The organism is Chryseobacterium sp. GW823-FHT05E08 (assembly GCF_058795655.1).
Genome location: NZ_JBXAHY010000004.1, coordinates 380,129 through 398,840, shown reverse-complemented (window position 1 = coordinate 398,840; position 18,712 = coordinate 380,129). Strand labels below are relative to the sequence as shown.

The following is an 18,712-nucleotide window of genomic DNA, read 5'->3' as shown; positions in this document are numbered from 1 at the left end:
CATAGTATCTTAAATGATACACATGATTGCGTAAACATGCAGAAACAGTTTATTTATAATTTGCGAAATTTATTTAAAAAACGAAAATAAAACATCTGATCTTATGTACTCTATCATTAGAAGAAGGACAGCTTGCTCTTTAATGTCGCCAACGGCGGAGATGAACACACTTAAAATATTTTACTAAAAATCTTGAATTCTTTAATGATGTTGGCGGATTGGCAGGATATGAAGAAACCATTGATGATTTTACGAGAGTCGCTAAAAATTACTCATACAACAGAAGAATTCTTATACCAGAAATTGCAGAAGTATATCCGATTAAAGCTAACGAAGTCATACAAACAGGACTCTATCAATTTTGTTGCCTGGAAAACAAAACCCTTAACCAATTGCGCAACATGCAAGTTTGTGCACAAACAATCGTCTGATAGTTATAAAATCTCAAGAGTCGTTGATTAGGAACCAGACATGCATCTTTATGAAAAATATGGAAAGTTAAGTTTGCACTGACATTATCTATAAAATGACCAGATAATACAAAAGGGGAAGCTGCCTAAACAAATTCCCCAATGTCGAAACCTTCTGCACCATCTTTACACTTAGAAGAAATTTTATCATCTTCATTCGAAATACTCTGGCTCAGCAGAGCAGCAATTCGCTTTGAAGCATCACCTAATGAATTTTCTAAAAGATCAAAAAGCTCGGTTCCATGAATTTTTTGAATGATGAGAACTGCTTGTTGTTCAAGGTCAGGCTCCAGCGCATCTTGTTGAAGCAGCTGTCCCGCAGTACTCAATTCCTGAAAGGTAACCCCTGTGGCAAACCCGCTTTCTATTTTAGAATCATCCTGGTACTGCCAGTCTTCTTCCTCGTCATCCCAATCATTATTTCTGACAAGAATATCGTCAAGTTCTTTCCTCGAAGCCATATTTTCAAATACCTCCTCCTTGGTTTCTAAATCAAAATTATTTGCTTTTAGTAAGATAGATTCGCCCTGGCCTTGATCGACATCAGATGGCTTTAACTTTCTTTCTTCTGTCTTTGTTTTTCCCATAATAGAGGGCACATTCCAGTGATCTTCGGCACTCTTTTCGTGAGAATGCTGATTTTGATTTGTAAACTTCTTATCCCACAGTAGTAGGATGATAATGAGTAATAACCCTATGATGATTAATTGTTCCATATGATGAAAGATTAAAAGATTGGACGGTATTTGCTGTTGAAATCATTGGTGATTTCTTTTTCGAAAGTCTCGAAATGATATGTCAGGATATTATCAAGATAGGCATATAAAGGGATCTGATCATCTGAAATAATCTGAATGATTCGGGACAGTCGTTCATGATATTCAGGACGGATGTAAATACTTTTATCACCGCGCTTAGTCATTGTATGATGGGTTAAAAACTGCTCAGCATAGGTAATTTCACTGATTTTTTTGCTTTTTATTTTTTGCTTCGTCATTGGCTTTTCCTTTTGGGAATATAGTTCCTCACTCTGCAGCTCCTTCTTTGTGTTGCCAGCCATGATAGACATCAAATATTGTTCATCGATATTGTTGTCTTCGCTCTTCTTTTTATCAGTGTCCATTTTTTCACAATTTTACAATTCGTAAAAACTCATCCATAAACTGATCCAACCTGCATAATGTCATCAACTTAGGGTCTGCTGGCAGTAATGTAGAGCGGAAAACGGTTTTGGCGACCGTCTCCCCTTCTTTCCGAAATCTCTTGCTGTCTGTGATGGATGTTTCCATCAATTGAAGTCCCAGATCTTTGATCACTTTCTCATAGTTTTTATATAATGGTGTTCTCTCCCTGCCATCGACCTGGTTCCAGAACAGCTGTATGCTTTTGATCTCGGTATGTTTTTTTTTCATCAGGATATTGGTCAGAACATCCGTAAAACTCAGAGTGCTTTCAAGAACAACCCTATCCGCTGTAATTGGAGAAAAAATATAGTGAACATTGGCAAGTGTACTCAAGATACCCGCTGTATTAACTGTTCCCGGTAGATCCAGAAAAACGATATCCGGCACAACTTCGGAACTGCTAACATACGCTTCAAGCTCTTGCAAAACCGTATCAGTCTTGCTTTGGAAAACAGGATAGGCTTTTTTATTAATGGTTGTAAACTGCTTATGGGCCATTTTTTTTAATACCTCATTCTGCATCACTGTTTTCAGGTCCCTCTCTCTCATCTGTATCAAACTGTACTGTGGGAAGTCACAGTCGAACACAGCGACTTGATATCCTAAACGGTAGTGAAGGATACTTGCCAACAGTGCTGTGAAGGTACTTTTTCCCACCCCTCCCTTTTGAGTGGAAAAGGCGATAATTACGGGTTGTTTTTTTGTTTCCATTTTTTTTAATTTTATAGTTGAACATTAGTTAATGGTACTTGTAGAGTGGCTGATGGAGAGAAGGATTGCGCTACTTCCAGCTTTTCTTAAATCTTGGACAACTGAAAGCATATCTGACTTCAGGAATTATAGTAATCTTTCAATCAGTGAGATGGTCTGTCTTGAATAGATCCCGTTCTTCCGTCAGGTTGTAATTCCTGACTGATCTCTTTCCTTCGGGCTTTCAGGATGTCCGGCAAGCTTGAATTCCTGAATGCTGAAATGCTAACCCTCAAGATCTCAAACAATGTTGCCATCCATCAGTCCCGCTGACATTCTGGTACAAATAAATAACATCCGGCTGCACTTAGCTTTTAAGTGGTTGTCTTTGACTCGCAGTGGTCTTGTTTGGCCTTCTGAACATCAGAGGATCTGTGAAGCATTGTGGTTTACTTTGTCAAAGGGAGATTGTATGGATCAAAGCTCATCATCTTTAAACATAAGAAGCACTTGTAAAGCTGGATTGAAATATTGTATTGTGGGTTTAGCCTTTCACCAGAAAGGGGCAAGTTGTGTTTTGAGCATCTCGAAACGTTTTCGGATGCGCAAAACAACTTGCCCTTGCAGGAGGCAAAAACAGTCTCCGAAGTCGATGTTTTGTAAATTTAATTGGATAAATGATGAGTGAACCTAATGGTAAACCACAGAAAAAGACAGGACGCCGTCCAAAGGCGGATCCTGCCAAGATTCGATATACGATCTCGTTTAACGAGGTGGAACATTCCCGCTTTCTTGAACTTTTTGACCAGTCGGGAATGAACGTTAAGGCCCATTTTATCACATCGTGTATTTTTGAAAAGACGATCAAGACTATCAAATTGGATAAGGGAACGGTGGATTTTTATATGAGACTGACCTCATTTCATAGCCAGTTCCGGGCTGTTGGGGTCAATTATAATCAGATGGTGAAACTGTTATACACTAATTTTTCAGAGAAAAAAGCAGCAGCTATCCTTTACAAATTGGAAAAACAGACCTTAGAAATGGTCGATATCTTCAAAAAAGTGATGCAGCTCACAGAAGAATTTGATCAAAAACATTTGAAAAATAAAGAATAGGATGATCGCAAAAATTGGAAGAAGCAGTAATCTTTTTGGCACACTGTCCTATAATAATTCAAAAATGGAACAGGATAAGGGAGAGATTCTGATGACCAACAAAATGATTGAAACCGCTGACGGGAAATATTCTGTTGCTCAACTAGCAAAATCATTTAAGTCTTACCTATTAGCAAACCGAAATACCGAAAAGCATACGCTACATATTTCCCTAAATCCTGATCCTAGAGATAAAGTTTCTAATGAGAAATTTAGAAAAATGGCTGAGCAGTATATGAGTGAAATGGGTTATGGCGATCAGCCTTTCATTGTGTTTAAGCATACCGATATTGACCGTAGTCATATCCATATTGTTTCGGTTTGTATAGATGAAGAAGGAAAAAAAATCTCCGATCGATTTGAAAACATTCGTTCGATGAAAGCCTGCCGAGAACTAGAAAAGAAATTCGATCTAATATCCGCAATCAGTAAAATACATCAGGGGGATAATAAAATTTTCCGCCCGGTAAATTACCAGACTGGTGATGTGAAAAGTCAGATAGCTGCCGTCGTTCGTCATGTGTCAGACTACTACCAATTTCAGACTTTGGGGGAGTATAATGCGCTGCTTTCGTTATTCAATATTACCACTGAAAAACTGGAGGGTGAATTGTTGGGAAAGTATTGGCAGGGTTTATTGTACGTTCCTATAAATGAGAAAGCCAAAAAAGCAGGAAACCCGTTCAAGGCTTCCTTATTCGGAAAAAATGCAGGACTTCATGCTTTGGAACAGCATTTTATAAAATGTAAAAAAGCTTTGAAAGATTCCCCGATCAAACAAACCCTAAAATCAGCCATTATCCTAGCCCTGCAAACCACAGCAGATGAGCAGACCTTTATAAAGCAATTGATGGAAAAGGGCATTGACGTCGTAGTACGCCGGAATAATGCAGGACGTATTTATGGAATAACTTTTATAGACCACTATTCTAAGACGGTGTGGAACGGTTCACGATTGGCAAAGGAACTTTCTGCCAATACATTTAATGCTTGTTGGAACAATAACACCAAACCCTACATTAAAGAAACTGTGCAGCCACAACAAAAAGAATCACAGTCCTACATTAATGAGAATTTACCTAAAGAAGAACCACATCATTTATTCGACTTTTTAACTACTGCAAAACTCAAAGACGGTTTGATTGAAGCATTTGGCGGTCTATTGCCCGAAGCACAGGGCGAAGATTACGAGGAACAGGATTTTGCCAACAAAATGAAGAAGAAAAAGAAAAGTATGCAAAAATGAGAATATTCGGAGGCTTCTTCGATTTAGCCTTTTAAACAAAGCAAATTCGGACGTTTAAACAAAGAAATACACTTATATCCTTTCTATATTTGTTTCATCAATAACAAATTAAATTCAAAACATGGAACAGAATAATTATCAGGGAGCATTGCAACAACCGATTGATTCGGGTTTTAACTCAATGTCAACCGCAACAGATGTAATCAAGGGTATTGACCTGAGTGGAAAGACAGCCATTGTGACTGGCGGAAATACAGGCATCGGTCTGGAAACCGCCAAAACCCTGGCACAAGCAGGAGCAACCGTAATTGTCCCTGCAAGAGATGTAAAAAAAGCAGAACGAAATCTGGATGGAATCGCCAATATTGAGATAGAACCAATGGATTTAATGGATCCTGTTTCTATTGATGCATTTGCTGAAAAATTCTTAACATCAGGGAGGTCGCTTCACCTGTTGATCAACAATGCAGGCATTATGTGGGTACCACTGCGCAGCGACATACGTGGTATCGAATCACAACTCGCAACCAATTATCTGGCACAATTTCAATTAACTGCAAGACTGTGGCCCGCACTTAAAAAAGCCAACGGAGCGAGGGTTATTAATATATCTTCCCAAGGTCATCAGTTCGGAACCTTTAATTTTGATGATCCAAATTTTCAGAACCGTGAATATGACACATTACAAGCATATGGTCAATCCAAAACAGCAAGCAACTTATTTGCTCTTGAGTTAGACAACCGTGCAAAAGCTTTCAATGTAAGGGCATATAGCCTTCACCCTGGTTCCATCGGCGGAACTGAACTGGGAAGAGAGGCCCCGCAGGAACTTTTCCAAAAAATGGGTTTTGTAGATGGAAAAGGCAATATGCTTCCCGAAGTTCTCGCATCGCTCAAAACCATTCCACAGGGCGCTGCCACTACCGTGTGGTGTGCTACTACCCCATTGCTTGATCATATTGGAGGTGTGTATTGTGAGGATGTGGATGTTGCACCGTTAGCATCCGGGAGCGACATATCGACTGGGGTAAAATCCCATTCTCTTGACGAGAAAGATGCCAATCGACTGTGGAAATGGAGCGAAGAGGTCATCGGTGGGGTTTTTCAAGTTGTTTAATTTGGAAATCAGGTCAATGTGATACGTACTCCGTTCTTTTAAGCATAAGCGGACTTTTAACAAAATGATATCTAGGAATTTTTATCTTTACGGTATAGTTTCTTAAAGGAGAAATAAAAACAAACCCATGCAATACGAGGCAAAATATATAACGGATGAGATCAAGCTTTCCTGCTATGAGGATAAGTTTTTCAAATCAGACATTATTTTTGCGGACCACATGCTGATCTGGTTCATTTCGGGAGAGACAAAAATTGTCCAGGCGGATTCCACCTATATCTTCAAGACGGGCGATATTTTCCTGATTCCAAGAAATCAATTAGCCACTATCATCAATTATCCCAAGGACGGTAAGCCCCACAAAACAGTTGTAATGCACCTCTCTACATCAATATTGAGAGATTTTTATGCAAAGCTTGATGTAAAGGTTACAACCACTGAATCGCAGAAAATATATCATTTCAGTAATCACCCTTTAGTGGAAAGCTGCCTGTCTTCCTTGATTCCATATTTTGAGATGAAGGAACTGCCTGGGAATATTGCATCTTTAAAAATTACAGAAGCAATCAGCATACTGAGAACCATCGATATAGGTATAGACCAAATACTAGCCAATTTCGAAGATCCCGGAAAAATCGATCTGGCAGGCTACATGGAAAAGAATTTTATGTTTAACCTTTCCCTGGAAAAATTCGCTTATCTCACTGGGAGAAGCCTCACTACATTTAAAAGGGATTTCAGTAAATTATTTAACACAACACCACAACGCTGGCTGACAAAAAAGCGTCTGGAATTGGCATATTATCACCTATCCGAAAAAAAAAGAAAGCCCGCAGAAGTTTATTTGGAAACAGGCTTTGAAAACTTATCACATTTCTCATTTGCTTTTAAAAAGCAATTTGGACTGACCCCCACAGAAGTGATGGTAAAGAACTCACATCGCTGAAAATTTGAATCGCTAATATTATTATTCCAAACACCGCCATTCATCGCCATGGAGTGCCATAGTTTAATGTTCTCTATTTAGAGCCTTTAATTTCACAGGACAACACTAGAAATTAAAATAAATAATGCACGGAGAAGATGATCTACGAGGACTTGCCAAGATTATGGCATTTATGCGGGCCATAAGTGTTATTTTGGTGTTGATGCATGTTTATTGGTTTTGCTATGTTTTTTTTATGGAACGCGGCTGGACAATGGAACTGATCAACAAGATATTGGATAACTTTCAGCAGACCGCAGGTCTTTTTTCTCATACACTGAATACCAAGATATTTGCTTTGGTACTATTGGCGCTGAGCTGTTTGGGCACAAAAGGGGTGAAGAACGAGAAGATCACCTGGTCCAAAATTTACGTGGTTTCGAGCATTGGATTTATACTATTCTTTTTGAACGAACCCTTATTAAAGCTACCCTCTGAAACTGGCATCTTTCTCTATATCCTTACCATCTCGTTAGGATATATTACTTTACTGATGGCTGGGGTTTGGATGAGCCGTCTTTTGAAAAATCATTTAATGGATGATGTATTCAATAACGAGAATGAAAGTTTTCAACAGGAGATAAAACTGTTGTACAATGAATATTCAGTCAATCTGCCTACCAAATTTTACTATCAGGGGAAATGGCATCATGGCTGGATCAATGTGGTGAATCCCTTTCGCGCCACCATTGTTTTAGGTACGCCAGGCTCAGGAAAATCATTCGCTGTAGTCAACAACTATATAAAACAGCATATTGAAAAAGGATTCTCAATGTACATCTATGATTTTAAATTTGATGATCTTTCGACCATTGCATACAATCATCTTTTACATCATTCTGAGGGGTATTTAATAAAACCTAAATTCTATATCATCAACTTTGATGATCCCGGAAAAAGTCATCGTTGCAATCCCCTAAACCCGAACTTTATGACGGATATCTCTGATGCGTATGAAGCAGCCTATACCATTATGCTGAATCTTAACCGAAGCTGGATCCAAAAGCAGGGTGACTTTTTCGTGGAAAGCCCTATCATCCTTTTGGCTGCGATCATTTGGTTTCTGAAGATCTATAAGGATGGTACGTACTGCACTTTTCCGCACGCCATCGAACTGCTGAATAAGAAATATGAGGATGTCTTTACAATCCTGACCTCGTACTCCGAACTGGAAAACTACCTGTCCCCTTTTATGGATGCCTGGCAGGGAGGCGCACAGGATCAGTTACAGGGACAGATTGCTTCAGCAAAGATCCCCTTGTCCCGAATGATCTCCCCACAATTGTATTGGGTAATGACAGGAGATGATTTCTCGTTGGACATTAATAATCCGAAAGAGCCTAAAATCTTGTGTGTAGGCAATAATCCCGATCGGCAGAACATTTACTCTGCTGCACTTGGGCTTTATAATTCAAGAATTGTTAAGTTGATCAATAAAAAAGGTCAACTGAAAAGTTCAGTGATTATTGATGAGCTACCGACCATCTATTTTAGAGGATTAGATAATCTGATCGCAACCGCCAGAAGCAACAAGGTTTCTGTTTGCCTGGGATTTCAGGATTTTTCACAGTTGACAAGGGACTATGGCGATAAGGAAAGCAAAGTGATCCAAAACACCGTTGGGAATATTTTCAGTGGACAGGTGGTGGGCGAAACGGCAAAGTTACTATCAGAAAGATTCGGTAAGGTCTTGCAGAAAAGACAGAGCATTTCCATCAACAGGAATGACACTTCAACATCCATTTCAACGCAATTGGACAGTCTGATACCGGCCTCTAAGATCTCAACATTGACACAGGGATTTTTTGTTGGTGCGGTCTCAGATAATTTCGATGAAAGAATAGAACAAAAGATTTTTCATTCAGAGATCGTCGTTGATACCGTTAAACTTTCTGCCCAGGAAAAGAATTATCAAAAAATACCTCAAATCCGTTCATTTGTCGACAAGCAAGGAATCGACTGCATGCAGAAAGAAATTACAGCCAACTATAAAAACATCAAAGCTGATGTCCTTATGATTATCAGTAATGAAATGGAAAGAATTTCAAATGATCCGGATCTACAGCATCTGATTAATAAAGAGTAAAGAAAACCTTAAATGACATTAGGAGGCATTTAAGGTTTTAAAAAAAATTACTCCCCTTCAGTGTTCAGGAAGTACTGATTGAGATGGTCACTGACCAGATGCAAAAACTTCGTTGGACCCTGTTTGCGGTTCCTGATCTCAAAAATCGTTTTGTGAAAGTTGCCCAGGTCCGTGTCCAACGATCTTTCCACGAATTTGATGACCTCACTGAGTTCGACATTACCCCCATTGAAACAGCGCATCTGATATAGGGCGTACACGAGCTCGATCAGTCCGACCTTCGATGCAGACCATACCAATGGTGACAAAGTTTTAGTACTGACATTATCACTTAAGTTTTCAAGTTGCTTTTTTAGGTATTTGTCCATTTGCTGACTGGCCATGAATCTCGCTATCAGATGATCGTGAGAAGTGGTGAAGCTGGTGTCAAAATTGTAAAAGCCGAATGATAATTTCATTTTCAGATCGTATGAATTCCTGACAAACACCTTATGGTCGAGATAGGTCGCCTCCCTACGGTAATAGCCATAAAACTCCGCCTGTTCAACATAAAAGTTTTTTAGTTTCTCCTGCTCTGCCTCATAATATTTTTTCAGAGTCTTGTCCCCGGCACTCGGTTTATGGGATTCGAGGTCTAAAATTGTGGAATAGTAGATGAATTTTGAAATGAACTGAGGCTTTAGTTTTTTGAAGAAATGAACCTCTTCGGCGATAGTTTCAAAATGATGGTTGGTGATCATCTCCTTTAGCTTTCTGATGGATTCATCGATCAGTATCAGTGCCCCCTCTGCAACCTTGACCATGTCTTCATCATCGTCATACACTTCATTGATCCTTAACTCTAATTCTTCATACAATTGAGCGATCTTTCTAAAAATAGTTCTTGTTACCATGTCCTTTTTTCAGAAAATTACAAAAAATCGTCTATTCATACCACTATCAACCGATTCCCAATTCCTGTTTGCGCTTCTTGATGTAATCAGTCGGACGTATGCCATTAATATCAAAAAAAAGATTCGAGAAATTCTGGCGGGATGCGATGCCACATTCCTTTGCCAACGCCTCAATGGTGAAGCGGAGGTACATGTTATTGGTATTGAGAAGATGGGTGATATAGTTGATCCTGAGCTCCGCTATATATTTATTGAAATTCATTCCCTTGTGTTCATTGATGTAGACTGACAGATAGTGGGAATTGGTTGACAGCTTCACCGCAACGTCCTTTTCGGTCAATCCCTTCTTCAAAAATTGCTTTTCAAGTTCAAATTTTTCCAGTTTTTCCCTAATCTCAAGGCTCATTTCTGGTGTTAAAGTGGTTTTCCTTGATGCGTCTTCAATAGTTTCATCTTGTATAATATCTTTGACAATATAAGTCCCGTCAGATATTCTATTTTGAAGCAGATCATATTGTTTTTTTATTTTCCGGTCTTTGATATAGCGCACGACAAAAAGACCAAGGACTATTGTTCCAGAGAATATCATAATCTTTGCGAACCTCATTTTTCTTGTGCTGGTATTCTCCAAATCGTCCTTTTGCTCGATCAATGTTCTGCGGTCATAATCTTTATGAAGCTTTGAAGACAGGTATGGGTAATCTTTTGAGATCAGACTGTCGGCTTTAAGCAGTTGATTGGTGTAGTACAACTGTTTGGTCTCATCAATATCTTTATTTTTATAATGTTCAATCAAAAAATTATAGCTCCTGTAAACTTCAGGTAGTATAAATTCATGCTTTTCGAAGATCGTATCTATTTCACTGTAGTAATGGATCGCCTGATCTATATCATTTTGTGCTTCGGCTATTTTACCAAGATAATAGTAAATCACCGAAGCCCACGCAAAGTCATTACGTTTTGAAATCACAGGCAATGCCTTTTCCAGATCTTTCTCTGCCTCAGCGTAATTCTTATTATGAAATTTTGAGATGCCTAGGCATTTAAGGAAATAGCTGTTTTCAAGTACAAAATCATGATCATTTAAGGTCATTTGATATCCTAACCGGCTAAGGCTGTCACTTTTCTTGAAGTTTTTAAGATACCTGTTGACGATGGTCATCTGGTGAAGGCTATTTAGATAGGCCTTCTTGTAATTGAACATCTCATTATCATGAAGGATATGTTTTGGTTTTGACGAATAAAAAGTAACACAGTCCTGAAAATGTTCAAGGGCTTCGTCATAATACCCCAAATGTTCTTTGACGATCCCCAAATGATAGATGACCTTATAATGATGATACTGATCCTCTGATCCTTTTGAATATTGATGAGCTTTTAGATATTGATCCAAGGCGAGCTTATATTTTTTTTGATAGAAATAGTAGATGATTCCTTTACTTAGATAATCTTTACTTATATCATCACTCGTTCCGTACTTTATACTGACCGCTATAGCACTGTCAGCATACTTGATTTTATTATGGTAATCAAACTGTCTTCCGTCCCTATATCCCTGAATTAATCTCTGAAGATTATTTTCATTTTTTGCTTTCTTGATGTACAATTTGACATATGGCATTGCATCCATATCGTCAATGGTCATTTTTTCGTAGTTTTTTCTGATCTCACTGAAAGTTGTTTCTTTTTTTTGCTGGGAAAATAGCAGTTGTGAAAATGCAGAAAATACAACGAAAAAGTAATTTAACTTTTTCATATACTGATTATTAGAACCTCACCATCTCAAAATTAAACATTTTGTGTCTAAATAAAGCAGTTTTAAGGGAATTGGAAGCTTATCGGCAGCAGTATTCCAAAATCCTTTTATCTATAAGGCTTTAGGGGAAGTTTATCCCTGTATCAATTTTAAAATTGAGACGTATCTATTTTAAAATGGGTCCTTAGAGTAGTTTTTTTCGTGGCTTCAGCCGGATAACTTTGGCTTCAGAATTCTAATACAATCCGGCCGGGATAACCAACCAAAAAAATTAAAAATGAAAAAGTTAATCCCAATTTTTAGTGTAACGGTCGCTTCAGTTTTTATGCAAAACTGTACCCATCGAGATGATGAAATCAATGAACGTGATGATCAATCTGATCTGATAGAAAAAACAATGATGATGAAAGGAGATTCTGCCAAAATATCAGAAGATATTGTAGATCCAGACCCGCCGGTAAGAGATGGTGACAACTGGCGGCTTGTTCCAAATAAATAATCAAATTATATAACCTATGATTCCCCTTACCTCCATATCAGTTGTCACAGGCTTACCATGTCCGGAAAGCGGTATCTGGGAAAGTATGGGGAATTTTAAAACGACAATCACCTTATTTAAGGGTGAGAAAATGCCTGACTATTGTGGAAGGAAAATCAAATGGAGATTGATTCAAGTCTGTTAAAATTTATAATTATCTACCATGAGAAAGACATATTCTATAATCGTTAAAGTGATCACCTACTTTTTTATACTGCTTTTTTGCTATGCCGCAATCAGCAAAATACTGGATTTTGAAAACTTTCAGGTTCAGATTGGACAGTCTCCTTTGTTGACGGCCTATGCAGGGGTCATTTCTTATGGTGTCATCGCTATTGAATTCATAATCGTAGCACTGCTCACGATTCCGCTGACCCGATTATCGGGCCTCTACGCTTCCACTGCTTTGATGTCTGCTTTTACCATCTATATTTTCCTGATCTTAAACTACAGTGAATTTGTTCCCTGCTCCTGCGGAGGTATTCTTGAGAAAATGAACTGGACGGAACATCTCATATTTAATATAACCTGCGTTGTAATTGGAATTGTAGCTATTTACGTTGAAAATAAAATCAGAAATTTATCCCGCAGGAAAAGTATTTATTTCCTCATCATCAGCAATTTATCGGGTATTGCATTAGTTATTATCCTATTCATTTCATCAGAACATATCATTAAAAAAGAGAATAATTTTACCCGAAGATTTTTTCCCAATGGATTGATCGAGCAGGAAAAGAGAGAACTCGATAGTGACTTTTATTATTTTGCGGGCCAAGATCAAAGCGACATATTTTTAGGAAATATTACCCGTCCTTTAGAAGCGAAAATTCTATCCAAAAATCTTTCCTCATCCTCAGATTTTAAAATACAATTAGACACCTATGTTTACCTGTATAAGAATTTAAGATTACAAATCAAATCACCATATTACTACTTACATGATGGAAGCGTGCCGGTTATTTTCAGAGGGGTAATTAATAATCCTGCCGCTGAAAATATAAGTTATAAAGATGCTTATTTTGATCAGCTTGCTGTCTTAGACAGCACAAGATTTGTGTTTCGCACAATCAGTGGTAAAACGAAAGCTTTTACATTGGGAATTCTGGATCTGAATGATGAAAAAAAAGTAAAGCTCCATCCTGAAATACTGAAAAAACAGATGGATGGAATCTTTGATTCTGATGGTTTATTGATATCAGAATCAGATCGACAAAGAATGATTTATACCTACACTTACAGAAACCAATTGATTTTGATGAATCAAAATCTTAATGATCATCTCATCCAGAATACCATAGATACGACTTCTGTTGCAAAGATAAAAACGACCACCTTATCTGACGGGCGCAAAAAAATGAGTGCACCTTCTTACAGAGTGAATAAGCTGCAGGCGATTTATAAAAAATACCTGTTTAACAACTCAAATCTCATGGGAAAAAATGAATCCCAGAAAAAATGGAAATCAGCAAGTATTATTGATATCTACAACATAGAGAATCACACCTATGTGGGTAGTGTTTATATTCCGGATCGCAATCATAAAAAAGTGAGCGGCTTAATGATTACAGAAGATCACTTGTATGCAATCATCGGAACTGAAATCATTTCTTACGGCTTCAGGGAAAGTCTCCTTAAAGCTTTAAAATAAAGGGAAAGCCGAAAACCTTACAGAGTAGGCACACACTAAACATTTTTTATTATGAAAAAGTTCATTATGCCGGCAGTCATTATGGCAATGGCTACGGGAGCTGCTTTTGCAGCGAAAAAAAGTGACAGCAAGAAAGCTGTTGAAATTGGTTACCGTTTAGGTAACATGGGCGAAGCAGCCTGCGTGGATACACCGAAAAGTTGTGATACCAATGGAACTGAGGTCTGTACCTTTAATGGACAAACCTTAAGACAGCTGGATGAAACTTCTTGCGGTGATACCTTGTTCGAAATTCAACCTCAGTAACAGAGTGAAGGGATGTAAAAACATCCCTTCTTTTTTTATAGTAATTTACAAAATCTGAAGTTTAGAATTGTATTTGATGAAAAGTTAGCATCGACTTTAAAACCTAAATTACTGGTTATTCTGACTTACGTTACTGTTGTTTGCTTTTCAAACTACTATATCAATCTCGGATATCGAAAAAAGGTATCAGTAAAAAAGGTAAAATTTCTACTCAAATCAACTTTCATCTCTGTTATGCCTTTCTACATTTTATCAGTTTCTTCTTATAAAAGATTTTATAACATTAAAATTATAGTTCAATCGATCGTTTTTTGAGATTTAAGATTGTTTATTATAGATAATTCCGACTTTTGCAAGTCTTGATCTATGTATTGAAAAACTTTCTTTTGGGATGAATAATTAGTTTCTACAATAGCTCCGGGAATTTCAATTTTGTAAAATTTCAACAACTACACTTTCATTGTTTATAAATTCAAAAATACCTTTAGAAGTAGCTTCAATAGTATTTTTCAAAATTATTTGAACTTCATTTGCAGAGTATAAATGTTTTTCTGCCATCATATCGTTTTTTTGAGATTTACATTTCATTTTTAGTATTTGCTAACTTTAACATTTAATATATATTATGTTAATTATTACGCAAAATAATATTAATTTATGTTAATTTATATAAAAAATAAAATGCTATCTTTACATACATTTAAAAACTCTCATTCTATGAAAAAGCTTTGGCTTTCAATTCCCCTGCCTATCTTTGGTATTATAATGGCTCAGTCAGGCAATATCGGTGTTAATACACCCAGTCCTGGTTCAACTTTAGACATTAGAGGTCAGCAAATTAAAAAAAAATCTTTTGATTTTCTGAAAATCAAAAGGGTTTTCTTTTCTAAAGAGGCTAGTTTCAGATAATTTATAAAAAACAATGCAATACATAATAATACAAAATTAATCATGGAAAAATTTTACTCCCTTCTTAGAAAATATTGTCTTTAGGACAAAAACTAATGTAAAAGTTAGTATACTATTTCTGTTTCCACCTTACTTTCAATATGGCTCAATAATAATTAAATTCCCCACTCATTAAAACATAATTGAGTCATTACATGTCTGGAATAAATAATTCGTAAAAATTTGGATTAAGATTCTAAAAACTACAAATGAAAAAAGCAATTATTAGTAATTTCTCTTTGGCAAATGGAAAACATCTTTTACCAAAGTTGAAATTGTTATATGAACTCTGACCCGATCTACACACAATTATGAATGCACTCATATGTACATAGAAAGAAACCCTATGCAATGCAATGCAATGCAATGCAACACTGTTGCATATTTTTCTTGTTTTTTATATTAGGGTGTTTTTCAGTTTCGGCCCAATCACAAGATAGTGCATTTTACTTTTCTCAAAAAAATACTGTACTCTATATTGCCTCGGGAACGGTAATTAGCAATTCGCAAAACATACATGTTGCCTCCCCAACCGATAATGCACTGTATATTCTAGGCAATACTGCTGTAATTCTAAATGGCACTAGTAATGCTTCTATTGTGCATGTTCCTATTAGAAATAAAACCACTACAACTTCACTTTTAGCAAAAAAAACAAAACAAACCGTACGTTTTCAGTTGAGAGAAATAGCGAGAACCAATGCTAAAGTTCAACAATCTGCGATCGTCATAAAAACAAGATTATCTAAGGAAAATGCAATATTAAAAATGCAATTTTCCTGTTGGATGGTAATTTCAACTTCGCACACTAGCCTGCAAAAAAAACATACAAAATCGGTAACGAATTTCTCGCAATTTTATGCTTGTTCATTAGGGGAGAAAGCACTTTCGGTAGCAAGTAACTACTTTATTTATAGCTACAACAACTGCGTGCAGCACTCCGCTGACTATGCACTGTTCTCTAAACCACCAACATTTTTTTTCCAATCTTATCCAAAACATATTGAGTTGAAACCGTCTAAATTCGCTTTGCCGTTTTCAGTCGGTAGTTTTAATTTTCAGTCATCCTATGTTTGCATTAGGAAAACAATTAGAGTATAACTAAATTTATTTCAACAGAAGAAGAGAAGATAAAAAGCTAATTTTAGTCATTGTGAGTCTAGAGGTAACCTGGCATTTTTTCTGACAATCAAAAACTTATAACTTTATTACAATTAATATATTATTAAAAATCATTTAATTATGAAAAAATTACTTTACACAGCAGCATTAGTACTTTCTGGGTTTGCCGCCAAAGCACAAGTGGGCGTTGGCACAGCCACTCCAGACGCATCTTCAATGCTTCATATAGTAGGAAGCCCATTATTATTTCCTAGAATTAGTGGAACTACGTCTTTTTTATCACCAACAGACGGTATTGTGTTTTATGATACCGCAGCAAATAGTTTACAAGTATCACGCAGTAACGATAAATGGTTTAATCTCCTAGCAGGTACTGAAATTACTGAAACAGCTGGCGCTGCTCCTGCGAGTGGTAATGTTGGTATTGGTACTTCCAATCCTGATGGTAATGCTGCGTTAGACGTTGCTACAAAAGGGATTATATTGCCAATCTTGGCTAGTGACCCTACAGGTGTTGCAGGGATGATGTATTACAACTCAACATCTGATGATGTGAAAATATTTACCACTAGCTGGATTACATTAAATAAATTTTAATTAAAACAAAATGAAACATATACAATTTTTTATTTTATTACTTATGGCAAACCTAAGTTTTGCGCAAATAGGTATTGGTACAGCAACTCCAAATGCAAATTCTAGTTTAGAGATCAGTAGTTCTTCTAAAGGAGTTAAGTTTGTAAATTTGGCGACTGCCCCAGTTTCTTCTCCTGCTAAAGGATTAACATATTATGACACTACGCTACAATGCTTACGTACTAATTTCGGAACACCAGCTGCTCCACTTTGGAAATGTATGGGGGCTGTTGCGACACCACCTGTTATTGGCGCTTTAGATTGTACCAATGCAGTTGTCAGTAATTATAATTTTATTCCCGGAAGATTATATGCAGGTGGAACAGTTACAGTAAATTATACAGGTGGAAACGGTGGTGCTTACCCTGCAATATCTGTTAACAGTGTAGTTGGTTCTAATGGAGGTACTACGGGGCTTACTGCAACTCTTCCAGCAGGAACCTTGGCAATTGGTGCTGGTTCTTTAGTATTTACAATATCGGGAACACCAAATATAGGTTCTGTTGCTACGTTCCCCATCACTGTTGGAGGACAAACCTGTTCTTTTACTTTACAAACTTGTGGTGCTTATTTAGGTGCAGGACAAACCTCTTGGAAAAATTTCATGTGCCACAACCTTGGGGCAGACTATACAAAAGATCCTAATTTACTAATAGCTGCAACACAACAAATACACGGTAATTACTACCAGTGGGGTAGAGTTGCGCCAGTTGCTACACAGACGGCTATTATTGGTGTTTGGAATACAACTGTTCCTGCTAATAATTTATTGAATGATATTACCAAAACAGTCAATGACCCATGCCCAGCAGGATTTAGAGTACCAACAATTGCACAATGGCAGAATGTGATAGGAAATATAGCGGGTGATCCACCAGCTGGTACATTTCACAATACCCCAATTAATGTTTCTGCCAATGATTTTGGGAATTTTACTCCTTTAGGCTTTTCTTCAGCTTTAACGTACAGAACAGGTGGTATAATAACCTTGACATTACCAGCTGCTGGCCTTCGTAATCCAGCTAATGGATCCTTAGTTAACCGTGATGCCTCTGGTATTTATATGAGTTCTACAACTGGTTCAGGTAATAATGCACGTAAGTTTAATTTTGTAAGAGATAGAAATACTGGTTCAGCTCCTTATGGTGTTGGTCCTTATCAACTTACCGGTGGTATTGACGTAAGTCGTGCTACTGGATACGTTGTGCGTTGCATCAAAGAATAATCACTTATTTTTGCACTGAGCTTGTTTAAGAGGTGTCTATTTAGACTATGTAAGTTTGATTATATAGTTACACCGCAGCTCGTGCTCAACTTGGCAGTAAGAGATAAGATTTTTAAAATGTTAAGACCCTGCTCCTAATAACAGCAGGAGTCTTTTTTAAAGATAGATACAGCCTTGAGCTTATACTTAAAAAGAAAGACCATTGCACAAGTGCCAACAATCAATTTAGGTTTATATTTTGAGTATGCACTTTGCAATACCTTTATATCAGGAAGTACTCCTACTCCCAAAAATGTGCTATACTTTTTAACGAACTTTGTCTACGAGTTTAATAAATTTCTTTTCTGTAGAGCTTAACGGTTTGTTTTTTTTTGACTTTTTAAAATTCTATTTTTAAGTTCCTTCTCTTTCACTAAGGCTTCATTTTTTGCTGATTAGCGTTATGCCTTTTGCAAATCTGCCGTATCTGAAACTTCCTCCAAATTCGCTATTTAATCATCTTTTTATTTATTTTTTTAAAAAAATTAACTTCGCCGAGGCAAATTCCTTAAAAATTTAAAAATAAATGAGTAATAAATTAAAAAATACATCTTGTTAAAAAACACGCTTTTGAGCTTCTCAATTCGCAAAGTCGCATCTGCAAAACTAGCTAGTCCTTAGTTAGATAATAGCCCTTTTAGAATGCTGCTATATCAAAAAATACAG

Annotated in this window: 21 protein-coding genes; 14 read left to right on the top strand and 7 right to left on the bottom strand. The window is 36.9% G+C overall.

Annotated elements, in window-relative coordinates; all coding sequences use genetic code 11:
• Positions 1–192: 192 nt before the first annotated feature.
• A complete protein-coding gene (locus tag AC1Q7L_RS15890; protein ID WP_492307702.1) occupies positions 193–462 on the top strand; it encodes a hypothetical protein in 270 nt (89 codons plus the stop codon).
• 94 nt (positions 463–556) lie between these two features.
• Here AC1Q7L_RS15890 and AC1Q7L_RS15885 read toward each other — a convergent pair whose 3' ends face one another.
• The 4 genes from AC1Q7L_RS15885 to AC1Q7L_RS15870 form a co-directional block, all read right to left on the bottom strand.
• Positions 557–1,186, bottom strand: coding sequence for a hypothetical protein (locus tag AC1Q7L_RS15885; protein ID WP_492307701.1), 630 nt, complete (start codon positions 1,184–1,186; stop codon positions 557–559).
• 11 nt (positions 1,187–1,197) lie between these two features.
• Positions 1,198–1,593, bottom strand: coding sequence for a DUF3408 domain-containing protein (locus tag AC1Q7L_RS15880; RefSeq protein WP_492307700.1), 396 nt, complete (start codon positions 1,591–1,593; stop codon positions 1,198–1,200).
• Positions 1,594–1,597: 4 nt separating this feature from the next.
• Positions 1,598–2,365, bottom strand: a complete 768-nt coding sequence (locus AC1Q7L_RS15875; RefSeq protein ID WP_492307699.1) for a ParA family protein — start codon at positions 2,363–2,365, stop codon at positions 1,598–1,600.
• Positions 2,366–2,508: 143 nt separating this feature from the next.
• On the bottom strand, positions 2,509–2,661 hold the full coding sequence (locus AC1Q7L_RS15870; protein ID WP_492307698.1) for a hypothetical protein: 153 nt from the start codon (positions 2,659–2,661) through the stop codon (positions 2,509–2,511).
• A 363-nt stretch (positions 2,662–3,024) separates the two neighbouring features.
• Here AC1Q7L_RS15870 and mobA point away from each other — a divergent pair, with 363 nt between their 5' ends.
• The 5 genes from mobA to mobC all read left to right on the top strand — a co-directional run bounded on the left by mobA (position 3,025) and on the right by mobC (position 8,935).
• Positions 3,025–3,462 (top strand): conjugal transfer protein MobA, encoded by a 438-nt coding sequence (mobA, locus tag AC1Q7L_RS15865; RefSeq protein WP_492307697.1) that lies wholly within the window; start codon positions 3,025–3,027, stop codon positions 3,460–3,462.
• Position 3,463: 1 nt separating this feature from the next.
• Positions 3,464–4,747 carry a conjugal transfer protein MobB gene (mobB, locus tag AC1Q7L_RS15860; RefSeq protein ID WP_492307696.1) on the top strand — a complete coding sequence of 428 codons (1,284 nt, stop codon included), beginning with the start codon at positions 3,464–3,466 and terminating at the stop codon, positions 4,745–4,747.
• Positions 4,748–4,868: 121 nt separating this feature from the next.
• Entirely contained in the window at positions 4,869–5,864 is a 996-nt protein-coding gene (locus AC1Q7L_RS15855; protein WP_492307695.1) for an SDR family NAD(P)-dependent oxidoreductase, read from the top strand.
• Between the two features lie 127 nt (positions 5,865–5,991).
• Positions 5,992–6,810, top strand: a complete 819-nt coding sequence (locus AC1Q7L_RS15850; RefSeq protein ID WP_492307694.1) for a helix-turn-helix domain-containing protein — start codon at positions 5,992–5,994, stop codon at positions 6,808–6,810.
• A 124-nt stretch (positions 6,811–6,934) separates the two neighbouring features.
• Positions 6,935–8,935, top strand: coding sequence for a conjugal transfer protein MobC (mobC, locus tag AC1Q7L_RS15845; RefSeq protein ID WP_492307693.1), 2,001 nt, complete (start codon positions 6,935–6,937; stop codon positions 8,933–8,935).
• 47 nt (positions 8,936–8,982) lie between these two features.
• Here mobC and AC1Q7L_RS15840 read toward each other — a convergent pair whose 3' ends face one another.
• Entirely contained in the window at positions 8,983–9,828 is an 846-nt protein-coding gene (locus AC1Q7L_RS15840) for an RteC domain-containing protein (RefSeq protein ID WP_492307692.1), read from the bottom strand.
• 46 nt (positions 9,829–9,874) lie between these two features.
• On the bottom strand, positions 9,875–11,584 hold the full coding sequence (locus AC1Q7L_RS15835; RefSeq protein ID WP_492307691.1) for a tetratricopeptide repeat protein: 1,710 nt from the start codon (positions 11,582–11,584) through the stop codon (positions 9,875–9,877).
• A 277-nt stretch (positions 11,585–11,861) separates the two neighbouring features.
• On the opposite strand from AC1Q7L_RS15835, the gene AC1Q7L_RS15830 reads away from it, so the two are divergent.
• Genes AC1Q7L_RS15830 through AC1Q7L_RS15815 form a run of 4 tightly spaced genes read left to right on the top strand, consistent with a single transcriptional unit; the run spans position 11,862 to position 14,076 of the window.
• Positions 11,862–12,083: a hypothetical protein gene (locus AC1Q7L_RS15830; RefSeq protein ID WP_492307690.1), complete on the top strand. Its 222-nt coding sequence runs from the start codon at positions 11,862–11,864 to the stop codon at positions 12,081–12,083.
• Between the two features lie 16 nt (positions 12,084–12,099).
• On the top strand, positions 12,100–12,267 hold the full coding sequence (locus tag AC1Q7L_RS15825) for a hypothetical protein (RefSeq protein WP_492307689.1): 168 nt from the start codon (positions 12,100–12,102) through the stop codon (positions 12,265–12,267).
• 18 nt (positions 12,268–12,285) lie between these two features.
• Positions 12,286–13,770: a MauE/DoxX family redox-associated membrane protein gene (locus tag AC1Q7L_RS15820; protein ID WP_492307688.1), complete on the top strand. Its 1,485-nt coding sequence runs from the start codon at positions 12,286–12,288 to the stop codon at positions 13,768–13,770.
• A 51-nt stretch (positions 13,771–13,821) separates the two neighbouring features.
• Positions 13,822–14,076, top strand: a complete 255-nt coding sequence (locus AC1Q7L_RS15815; RefSeq protein WP_492307687.1) for a DUF6520 family protein — start codon at positions 13,822–13,824, stop codon at positions 14,074–14,076.
• Between the two features lie 426 nt (positions 14,077–14,502).
• Here AC1Q7L_RS15815 and AC1Q7L_RS15810 read toward each other — a convergent pair whose 3' ends face one another.
• Complete coding sequence (locus tag AC1Q7L_RS15810; RefSeq protein WP_492307686.1) at positions 14,503–14,634, bottom strand: hypothetical protein; 132 nt, start codon at positions 14,632–14,634, stop codon at positions 14,503–14,505.
• A gap of 159 nt (positions 14,635–14,793) precedes the next feature.
• Here AC1Q7L_RS15810 and AC1Q7L_RS15805 point away from each other — a divergent pair, with 159 nt between their 5' ends.
• The 4 genes from AC1Q7L_RS15805 to AC1Q7L_RS15790 all read left to right on the top strand — a co-directional run bounded on the left by AC1Q7L_RS15805 (position 14,794) and on the right by AC1Q7L_RS15790 (position 18,007).
• Positions 14,794–14,985 (top strand): hypothetical protein, encoded by a 192-nt coding sequence (locus AC1Q7L_RS15805; protein ID WP_492307685.1) that lies wholly within the window; start codon positions 14,794–14,796, stop codon positions 14,983–14,985.
• Between the two features lie 390 nt (positions 14,986–15,375).
• Positions 15,376–16,125 (top strand): hypothetical protein, encoded by a 750-nt coding sequence (locus tag AC1Q7L_RS15800; RefSeq protein ID WP_492307684.1) that lies wholly within the window; start codon positions 15,376–15,378, stop codon positions 16,123–16,125.
• Between the two features lie 141 nt (positions 16,126–16,266).
• The gene (locus tag AC1Q7L_RS15795) at positions 16,267–16,743 is read left to right on the top strand and encodes a phage tail-like protein (RefSeq protein ID WP_492307683.1); all 477 of its coding nucleotides are present in this window, start codon (positions 16,267–16,269) and stop codon (positions 16,741–16,743) included.
• A gap of 10 nt (positions 16,744–16,753) precedes the next feature.
• Positions 16,754–18,007 carry a phage tail-like protein gene (locus tag AC1Q7L_RS15790; RefSeq protein ID WP_492307682.1) on the top strand — a complete coding sequence of 418 codons (1,254 nt, stop codon included), beginning with the start codon at positions 16,754–16,756 and terminating at the stop codon, positions 18,005–18,007.
• Positions 18,008–18,712: the final 705 nt, after the last annotated feature.

Bases quoted from the DNA above. Each gene is read 5' to 3' on its own strand.
- AC1Q7L_RS15885 (WP_492307701.1), bottom strand. From the start codon at position 1,186: ATGGAACAATTAATCATCATAGGGTTATTACTCATTATCATCCTACTA.
- AC1Q7L_RS15880 (WP_492307700.1), bottom strand. From the start codon at position 1,593: ATGGACACTGATAAAAAGAAGAGCGAAGACAACAATATCGATGAACAA.
- AC1Q7L_RS15875 (WP_492307699.1), bottom strand. From the start codon at position 2,365: ATGGAAACAAAAAAACAACCCGTAATTATCGCCTTTTCCACTCAAAAG.
- AC1Q7L_RS15870 (WP_492307698.1), bottom strand. From the start codon at position 2,661: ATGGCAACATTGTTTGAGATCTTGAGGGTTAGCATTTCAGCATTCAGG.
- mobA (WP_492307697.1), top strand. From the start codon at position 3,025: ATGAGTGAACCTAATGGTAAACCACAGAAAAAGACAGGACGCCGTCCA.
- mobB (WP_492307696.1), top strand. From the start codon at position 3,464: ATGATCGCAAAAATTGGAAGAAGCAGTAATCTTTTTGGCACACTGTCC.
- AC1Q7L_RS15855 (WP_492307695.1), top strand. From the start codon at position 4,869: ATGGAACAGAATAATTATCAGGGAGCATTGCAACAACCGATTGATTCG.
- AC1Q7L_RS15850 (WP_492307694.1), top strand. From the start codon at position 5,992: ATGCAATACGAGGCAAAATATATAACGGATGAGATCAAGCTTTCCTGC.
- mobC (WP_492307693.1), top strand. From the start codon at position 6,935: ATGCACGGAGAAGATGATCTACGAGGACTTGCCAAGATTATGGCATTT.
- AC1Q7L_RS15840 (WP_492307692.1), bottom strand. From the start codon at position 9,828: ATGGTAACAAGAACTATTTTTAGAAAGATCGCTCAATTGTATGAAGAA.
- AC1Q7L_RS15835 (WP_492307691.1), bottom strand. From the start codon at position 11,584: ATGAAAAAGTTAAATTACTTTTTCGTTGTATTTTCTGCATTTTCACAA.
- AC1Q7L_RS15830 (WP_492307690.1), top strand. From the start codon at position 11,862: ATGAAAAAGTTAATCCCAATTTTTAGTGTAACGGTCGCTTCAGTTTTT.
- AC1Q7L_RS15825 (WP_492307689.1), top strand. From the start codon at position 12,100: ATGATTCCCCTTACCTCCATATCAGTTGTCACAGGCTTACCATGTCCG.
- AC1Q7L_RS15820 (WP_492307688.1), top strand. From the start codon at position 12,286: ATGAGAAAGACATATTCTATAATCGTTAAAGTGATCACCTACTTTTTT.
- AC1Q7L_RS15815 (WP_492307687.1), top strand. From the start codon at position 13,822: ATGAAAAAGTTCATTATGCCGGCAGTCATTATGGCAATGGCTACGGGA.
- AC1Q7L_RS15810 (WP_492307686.1), bottom strand. From the start codon at position 14,634: ATGGCAGAAAAACATTTATACTCTGCAAATGAAGTTCAAATAATTTTG.
- AC1Q7L_RS15805 (WP_492307685.1), top strand. From the start codon at position 14,794: ATGAAAAAGCTTTGGCTTTCAATTCCCCTGCCTATCTTTGGTATTATA.
- AC1Q7L_RS15800 (WP_492307684.1), top strand. From the start codon at position 15,376: ATGCAATGCAATGCAATGCAACACTGTTGCATATTTTTCTTGTTTTTT.
- AC1Q7L_RS15795 (WP_492307683.1), top strand. From the start codon at position 16,267: ATGAAAAAATTACTTTACACAGCAGCATTAGTACTTTCTGGGTTTGCC.
- AC1Q7L_RS15790 (WP_492307682.1), top strand. From the start codon at position 16,754: ATGAAACATATACAATTTTTTATTTTATTACTTATGGCAAACCTAAGT.